Annotated in this window: 6 protein-coding genes and 2 pseudogenes; 3 read left to right on the plus strand and 5 right to left on the minus strand. The window is 63.2% G+C overall.

Translation table 11 applies throughout. The features are described 5' to 3' along the window. From JOZ00_RS27725 to JOZ00_RS21005, 3 genes and pseudogenes are all read right to left on the minus strand, one after another. Positions 1 to 166: pseudogene (locus JOZ00_RS27725) on the minus strand (hypothetical protein); the annotation flags it as partial. After that, positions 159 to 782 (minus strand): nitrile hydratase subunit alpha, encoded by a 624-nt coding sequence (gene nthA / locus JOZ00_RS21000; protein ID WP_293347442.1) that lies wholly within the window; start codon positions 780 to 782, stop codon positions 159 to 161. The pseudogene JOZ00_RS27725 and the gene nthA, both read right to left, overlap by 8 nt. Positions 783 to 810: 28 nt before the next feature. Next, a complete protein-coding gene (locus JOZ00_RS21005; protein ID WP_293347444.1) occupies positions 811 to 2,073 on the minus strand; it encodes an argininosuccinate synthase-related protein in 1,263 nt (420 codons plus the stop codon). 862 nt (positions 2,074 to 2,935) lie between these two features. Here JOZ00_RS21005 and JOZ00_RS21010 point away from each other — a divergent pair. Continuing rightward, positions 2,936 to 3,712, plus strand: a complete 777-nt coding sequence (locus JOZ00_RS21010; protein ID WP_293347446.1) for a class I SAM-dependent methyltransferase — start codon at positions 2,936 to 2,938, stop codon at positions 3,710 to 3,712. Here the strand turns inward: JOZ00_RS21010 and JOZ00_RS21015 are convergent. Then, a complete protein-coding gene (locus JOZ00_RS21015) occupies positions 3,709 to 4,146 on the minus strand; it encodes an SRPBCC family protein (protein WP_293347448.1) in 438 nt (145 codons plus the stop codon). The two genes, JOZ00_RS21010 and JOZ00_RS21015, sit on opposite strands and share 4 nt — an antisense overlap. Before the next feature lie 93 nt (positions 4,147 to 4,239). Here JOZ00_RS21015 and JOZ00_RS21020 point away from each other — a divergent pair, with 93 nt between their 5' ends. Continuing rightward, the gene (locus JOZ00_RS21020) at positions 4,240 to 5,631 is read left to right on the plus strand and encodes an FAD-binding oxidoreductase (RefSeq protein WP_293347450.1); all 1,392 of its coding nucleotides are present in this window, start codon (positions 4,240 to 4,242) and stop codon (positions 5,629 to 5,631) included. After that, positions 5,628 to 6,938: a class I SAM-dependent methyltransferase gene (locus JOZ00_RS21025; RefSeq protein WP_293347452.1), complete on the plus strand. Its 1,311-nt coding sequence runs from the start codon at positions 5,628 to 5,630 to the stop codon at positions 6,936 to 6,938. Before JOZ00_RS21020 ends, JOZ00_RS21025 begins: the two co-directional genes overlap by 4 nt. A gap of 9 nt (positions 6,939 to 6,947) precedes the next feature. Here JOZ00_RS21025 and JOZ00_RS21030 read toward each other — a convergent pair. Further along, positions 6,948 to 7,702, minus strand: a pseudogene (locus JOZ00_RS21030) (DNA polymerase III subunit gamma/tau); the annotation flags it as partial.

The raw sequence follows: 7,702 nt of genomic DNA on the forward strand, positions 1-7,702 counted from the left end.
TCATGTCGAGATTCCAAACCCCGGCGGCGCCCATCGACAGCTGAAGCGCGAACACGCGCGGTTCCCAATCGGCATGCCACGCTTTGTGTTCGGACTCGAATTCGATCGGACCGTGTCCCAGCTGGCCGCCCAGGTCGGCTCGGGTGAGGTACTCGTCGCTACTCATGGCCTGCACCCTCAGCGATGCGAGGCAGACCGGTACCGATCATCGAATCACGGGTCACCAGCGCGGCGAGCTGCTCTTCGTTGAGGCCCTCGGTACCGGCCGGGCGCATGGGCACCACGAGGTAACGGACTTCGGCCGTCGAATCCCAGACGCGGATGTCCGTATCTGGTGGCAGGGTCACGCCGAATTCGGCCAGCACGCCACGCGGGTCACGGACCGCGCGCGATCGATAGGGCGCGCTTTTGTACCACGTCGGGGGCAGGCCCAACACCGCCCACGGGTAGCAACTGCACAGTGTGCAGACCACCAGATTGTGCTGCTGGGGCGTGTTCTCGACCGCCACCATGTGCTCGCTCTGCCGACCGGTATAGCCCAGCCACGCGATCGCGGCAGTGGCGTCGCTCAGCAGCCAGTCGCGATAGCGGGCATCAACCCACGCCCGAGCGACCACACGCGCACCGTTGCGGGGACCGATGCGCGTCTCATAGGTCTCGATGAGCACGTCCAGCGCCGCCGGATCGACGTAGCCCTTGTCGACGAGCACGCTTTCCAGCGCCCGCACGCGCAGGTCCATCTCCCCAATATCACTCGGGTGACCTGCGTCGACCCCACTCATGCTTGAAGGTTACGGCTACTGTCAGCCCTCAGGCGAACCGCCGATCGAGGCCACTGTCACGCTCTTGCTCAGCGAAGGCAGGTGAGTCGTCGAACCGGCCCGTCGTAACAGACCGTGCCGCAGCAGCTTTGGCGTACTCCCACTGCTCCCGGTCACGAATGTAAAGCGGTGATACGGCCTTTAACCCCGCGAGTTCGAACCCTCCGCTGCGAAGAGTGAATCGAACGTCACCGCTGACGCGCTGAGCACTCACCTCGAGGAAGGACTGCAACGCTTTTCGCAGACTGCGGAACCACCGCCCCTCGACGGCCTCCATGATCAGAGCCTCGCCGAGAGTGCGGATCCAACGCAGGGTCTCCACTTCGACCGTCGCCGACGCGAGCTGAGAGAACGCTTCGAGGATGAGTGTCGCAGCGGGGGCCTCGCGAACCTCGAGCACCTTCTCGCCGCCTTCTAGATGCTCAAGGCTGCTGAACCTGCCGATACCGTAACGACCAACTTTGCCGTTGAGGTCCGAGATCAGCTCGATGAGGTCGGTGACGGGTTCGTTGTCCACCGATACGACGCGGCCCCTGTCGAAACTCAGCTCGATAGTGCGGCTCGCCGTTTCAGATACGACAGACCAAAGATACAGATTTTGGTCGATTTCAAATCTTTCGGGATCATCCAGAGCGCCACTCTCGAACTCTCGGCACCATAAGTTGGTATCGGTGCTCGTCATCCGATTCGCGAAACCAGAGATTCCAAACGCCTCTTGCAGTTCTAAGCGCTTGAAGTCGCGGGTCAGCGCATCGAACTCGTAGGGCGATCCGAAGTAGCCCTCAAAACCCACGTCGGAAATGGCCCCGTTGAGCCGCCGCAAGCTATTTTGCGATTGATTGGCTGTGTGGAGCAGGAATTTGGCACCGACGGATCGTGCGAATTCCACGCCGACCCGAGCTATCAAAGGCCGTGTCAAGGATGCGCTAATGGGGTGCTGGCCGAGATATCTGCCACCGGCAAGAATAGATGGATAAACAAACTCTTCGATGAATTCTTTCCTGCAGTCGAGCCGGGCGATTTCCACCCGGAACTTGCGAGCGATGTTGGAGAAGTTTTCGATATCGAAGTCGTCCCCGACGTCGATAGACAGTGCGACAAGATTCACGTCAAGTCTCGACAGCTGCGCCAAGAGATACGCACTGTCCAATCCGCCCCCGCACAACGTCACGATGGTGTCGTTGCGGCGACACAATTCCTCTATGTCCGAAAAGGAGCGGATCTTCCTGGGATTCGTGTGGTCAGATCCCATGATTTACATCCTGTCGGGCCGGTCGGAAGGGGTCACTGTTTGTAAACCTCCATGCCCGCGAGAGGGCTGTCGTTCGGCCGGAGCGTCCGAAAACGTACGAAGCTCGCACCGGCGATGCTGAAGGCTCGAACCCCACCACGGCTCCGGATCCTCCCCGTTTGGTCAGGCTAACACGTTTGCTTGGTGGTCGCATCACCTGTTGCCTGCACTGGCCACCCCGAATGTTCACCGAAAGGGAAGCGGGCAGCAAACAAAATGTTAATCACCGACGTCCATCTGCGACCTACGCCGTGGAGCACTATGACGGGCACCCCGTATCGCTTTAACCACTCGGTGAACCGCCGGCCGTCGGGCTTCGGCCTGGGCGGATTATCGGTACGACATCCTCAAGATGTTGCCGTGACGCGCGAAGGACATTCGTCAGACATCTGACAGATCCACGAATTCCGCAACGCAAAGTCCTTCTGCTTCTTCGAAGCGCATATTTCAGACATCGAGTGGGTATCTCATTTAAGAGATGATCGGCAATTGATTTTAATGCAAAGTACGTTGCTGATCATGACTGAAATCCGTCTAATCTAACGAAGCATATGATTTCGTCGGACATCTTCAAGCTCAATTACTTGAGTACATACATGCCACAACAAAGCAACCGAACGAAACGCTGGGTTGGAAATAAAGATTCACGGGAACAGGCACTCGGTCACTTACTCGTCCGTCATTTCTCCAGCGAGACCGATGCGTTGACCGAGGCGCTCACGAAGGCGTCCGGCGTCGGCCCAACCTAAATCACGCCCAATTGCGCTTGAATTTGTGACTGTTTTTGTGCCGAATCACGGCTGCGTCATCCATGATGGTCCCCATGGACATGACAACCCACGACATCGTGAGCATGCCCCGGGGCGGGCCGGACGCTTCCTGGCTGGACCGGCGGCTCCGCACCGACCGGTTGGAATACCTGGATCGCGATGACGTCGACGATCGGAAGCGCAAGGTCATCGAGTCGCTGGACCGCACTGGTCGGCGACGGTTGCTGGGCACCTACAAGATGTGCGCCCTGGCGGCTCTTGACGAGGTGGCGGGCATCGACGCGCCGAAGATCCTCGAACTCGGGTGCGGTCTCGGCGGATTGTCGCGCAAGCTACTCGAGCACCACCCCGAGGCTCAGGTGACGGTCACCGACATCGATCCCGCATTTGTGACCACAATCGCCGCCGGCGATCTCGGCAGTAACCCGCGCGCCACGGTGCGGGAGATGGACGCCACCGCAATCGACGCCCCCGATGGCTACTACGACCTCGCGGTGTTTGCGTTGTCGCTGCATCACCTGCCACCCGAGCGGGCCGCCCAGGTGTTCGCCGAAGGGACCCGGGTGGCGAAGAAGCTGTTGATCATCGACCTGCGCAGGTGGCCCGCGCCGCTCCAACTGGTACAGCTGGCGTTCACAGCGCCGCTGACTGGGCTGTTGCCGCCGTTGCACGATGCGGTCATCAGCTCGCTACGCGCCTATAGCCCGTCGGCGCTGCGTGCGATCGCCCAGCATGCGGACCCGGCTATGACCATCGAGTTCCGCAGAAAACCGCAGGGTGCGACGGCGATGGTTGCCAGTCGCCCGGCAACCGGGCAATCGACCGCCTAGCCCTCCAGCTCCTTCTTCAGGTTGGCCAGCACCTCACCCTGGATTCGCTTCAAACCCAAAGGGGCAAAGGTCTTCTCGAAGAACCCCTTGATGCCGCCGGCACCGGCCCAGCTGGTCTTCACGGTGACGCTGGAGCCCGGTCCGGCGGGAGCCACCGTCCAGTTGGTGACCATGGACGAGTTCGCGTCCTTCTCGATGACGGTATGCCCGGCCACATCTACGTTGACCTGCACATCGCGCACGCGCGATTTGGTGGCCTGCAGCTTCCACTTGGCGACCGTGCCCGGCCCCTGTCCGCCCTGCAGCACCTGGTATTCGCTGTACTGCGGGGACAGGATTTTCGGACGCACCGTCTGGTAGTCCGCGACCGCGGCAAGGGTGGCCGCGGGCTCGGCATTTATCAAAGTCGTGCTGGCCGCGCTCACCTGTGCCATGTGCGTCAACTCCTCTGCTCGTTCTCGGAAATCTCCTACCGTGACACTGCCCGTACGCAGGTGCACGGGCAGTTGTCGAAGACTAGGGTATATGTGGTGCCTATCGGTGGATCTGCACTCTCGGCCCACAGGTCGGGCGTTGACCGGTTGATGGCGAGTTATCGATCCATTCCGGCAACGTCCGCCGTTCGGCTTGCCAAGCCGACGTCAAACTTGTTCCGCGCCCGCGCCAAACGCGATGCGCCCGGGCTGGATACGTCAGGATTGACCGGCGTGCTCAGCGTCGATCCCGAGACGCGGACCGCCGATGTGGCGGGCATGTGCACGTACGAGGATCTCGTCGCCGCGACTTTGCCTTACGGCCTTTCGCCGCTCGTCGTTCCGCAACTGAAGACGATTACGCTTGGCGGAGCGGTCACCGGATTGGGTATCGAGTCGGCTTCCTTTCGCAATGGCCTACCGCACGAATCGGTGCTGGAGATGGACATCCTCACCGGCGCTGGCGATTTGCTCACCGCGTCTCGCAATCAGCATTCCGATCTCTTTCGGGCATTCCCCAATTCATATGGGACACTTGGCTATTCAACTCGACTTCGCATCGAGCTGGAACCCGTCGCACCGTTTGTGTCGTTGCGGCATGTCCGGTTCCGTTCGCTGCCCGCGCTGATCGCGGCGATGGAGCGCATCATCGACACCGGCGGACAGGGTGGCACTCCGGTCGACTATCTCGACGCGGTGGTGTTCGGCCCCGACGAAAGCTACCTGTGCGTCGGCAGGCGAACCAGCACCCCGGGCCCCGTCAGCGACTACACCGGAACGAACATCTATTACCAGTCGATCCGGCACGACTCCGCGGGCGTGGAGGCCACCAAGGACGACCGGCTCACGATGCTGGACTACTTCTGGCGCTGGGACACCGACTGGTTTTGGTGCTCACGCGCGTTCGGCGTGCAGAATCCCCGGCTGCGGCGCTGGTGGCCGCGCAGATACCGGCGCAGCAGCGTCTATTCCAAGCTCGTCGCGATGGACCGGCGGCTGGGCGTCTCGGATCGGATCGAGACGCGCAAAACTGGAACCGCGCGGGAACGGGTGGTGCAGGACATCGAGGTGCCGGTAGAGCGGACCTGCGAATTCGTCGAATGGTTCGCCGAATCCGTGCCGATCACACCGGTTTGGTTGTGCCCGTTGCGGCTACGTGGCCACGATGGCTGGCCGCTGTACCCGATGCAGCCGGATCACACGTATGTCAATGTCGGCTTCTGGTCCTCGGTCCCGGCCGGTGCCACCAACGGCGCGACCAACCGACTGATCGAAGCCAAGGTGTCCGAGCTCGACGGGCACAAATCGCTGTATTCCGACTCTTTTTACAGCCGCGAGCAGTTCGAGGAGCTGTACGGCGGGGAAGCCTACAACACGGTCAAGAAAACCTACGATCCTGATTCGCGTCTCCTCGACCTCTACGCAAAGGCGGTGCAACGGCGATGACGACGACCCGAGAACCCCACCGCTCGACGACAGGGAAACTCAGCATGGCGCAGATCCTGGAGATCTTCGCCGCGACCGGACGGGAACCGCTTAGGTTCACCGCCTACGACGGCAGCATCGCGGGCAGCGAAGATGCCGAGCTGGGCCTGGATCTGCAGAACTCCCGCGGGGCGACCTACCTGGCCACCGCTCCCGGCGAACTCGGCCTCGCGCGCGCTTATGTGTCGGGTGACCTGCAGTTGTACGGCGTACACCCCGGTGACCCGTACCGGTTGCTCAGGACGCTGACCGATCGCGTGCAGTTCAAGCGGCCGCCGGCGCGGGTGTTCGCCAACGTCATCCGCTCGATCGGGATCGAGCACTTGCTGCCGGTCGCGCCGCCGCCGCAGGAAACGCCGCCGCGGTGGCGCCGCATCGCCGACGGGCTGATGCACACCAAGACGCGCGACGCCGAGGCCATCCACCACCACTATGACGTCTCCAACACCTTCTACGAGTGGGTGCTCGGCTCCTCGATGACCTACACCTGCGCGGTCTACCCGGACGCCGAGTCGACCCTGGAAGAGGCGCAGGACAACAAGTACCGGCTGATTTTCGAGAAGCTACGGCTACAGCCCGGCGACCGGCTGCTCGACGTGGGCTGCGGCTGGGGCGGCATGGTGCGCTACGCCGCACGGCGCGGGGTGCGGGCGATCGGCGCCACCCTGTCGGCTGAGCAGGCGGCGTGGGCCCAGAACGCGATCCAGGCCGAGGGGCTGGCAAAGTTGGCCGAAGTGCGGCATGCCGACTACCGCGACGTGCGCGAAGAGCAATTCGACGCCGTCTCGTCAATCGGCCTGACCGAGCACATCGGCGTCAAGAACTACCCGGCCTATTTCGGCTTCCTGAAGTCCAAGCTGCGCACCGGCGGACTGCTGCTCAATCACTGCATTACCCGCCACGACAACAAATCCACCTCTTTCGCCGGCGGATTCACCGACCGTTACGTGTTCCCGGACGGGGAGCTGACCGGCTCGGGTCGCATCAACAGCGAGGTCCAGGACGTCGGCTTCGAGGTTCTGCACACCGAGAACTTCCGGCATCACTATGCGATGACGCTGCGCGACTGGTGCCGCAACCTGGTCGAGCACTGGGACGTCGCGGTCGCCGAGGTCGGTCTGCCGACCGCGAAGGTGTGGGGCCTGTACATGGCGGCGTCACGAGTTGCCTTCGAGCAGAACAACCTTCAGCTACACCACGTACTGGCGGCCAATGTCGACCCGCGTGGCGACGACGATCTGCCGCTGCGGCCGTGGTGGCGCGGCTAGCCCGATCCGCTAGCCGTTGTCGATGCGGCGGGCACCCAGTTCGTTCTGCAGCAATTCGAGCGCGACCTCTTCGGGATCGCGGCGCGGCGCCGACGGATCGGTGCGGCCGGCTTCGGCGAGCATGTGTTCCTCTTCATCGCGCTGAGCGGAATCCGCTTCGGGCGCAGGCTCTTCCACGGCAGGCGCGACGGTGCGGCCTCCCCCGCCGGCCGGCGGCGCCGACACGGAGGGCGCCGCGTCGCCCGTCTCGCAGCGGACCCGCCAGTTGACTCCCAGCGCGTCCTTGAGCGCATCGGCGATGACGTCGGCGTTGCGTTGCTCGGACAACCTCTTCGCCAGCGGCGCCGACGTATGAGTCAACACCAACGTGTTGTCCTCTATCCCGCGGACGGTGGCCCCGGCCAGCATCACCTCGGTGGTGCGGCTGCGCTGGCGCACCTTGTCGCGCACCGTCGGCCACATGGTTCGCACCGCAGCCGCGTTGAGTTCGCCCGGCGCAGGGGATGATTCGACCACCGGTGCTGGCTCGGGAACAGGCTGCGCCACTGGCTCGGGTTCAGGCTTCGCGGCGGGCGGTGGCTCGGCAACCGGCTCCGCGGGCTTGGCCGCCGGCTCAACCCGCGCCCGGCTGGGCCGGGAAAACTGGGGAGCCGGCACGGCGGTCCCGCTCTCGGCGGCGGGAATGGACATGTCCAGCCGGGTCTCGATCCGCTCGACGCGCTGCAGCAGCGCCGCCTCGGTGTCGCTGGCCGAGGGCAACAACA

Source organism: Mycobacterium sp. (genome assembly GCF_019243155.1).
Taxonomy (GTDB): Bacteria; Actinomycetota; Actinomycetes; order Mycobacteriales; family Mycobacteriaceae; genus Mycobacterium.

Excerpts from the sequence above, each read along its gene's own strand:
- nthA (WP_293347442.1), bottom strand. The coding sequence starts at position 782 with ATGAGTGGGGTCGACGCAGGTCACCCGAGTGATATTGGGGAGATGGAC.
- JOZ00_RS21005 (WP_293347444.1), bottom strand. The coding sequence starts at position 2,073 with ATGGGATCTGACCACACGAATCCCAGGAAGATCCGCTCCTTTTCGGAC.
- JOZ00_RS21010 (WP_293347446.1), top strand. The coding sequence starts at position 2,936 with ATGGACATGACAACCCACGACATCGTGAGCATGCCCCGGGGCGGGCCG.
- JOZ00_RS21025 (WP_293347452.1), top strand. The coding sequence starts at position 5,628 with ATGACGACGACCCGAGAACCCCACCGCTCGACGACAGGGAAACTCAGC.
- JOZ00_RS21015 (WP_293347448.1), bottom strand. The coding sequence starts at position 4,146 with ATGGCACAGGTGAGCGCGGCCAGCACGACTTTGATAAATGCCGAGCCC.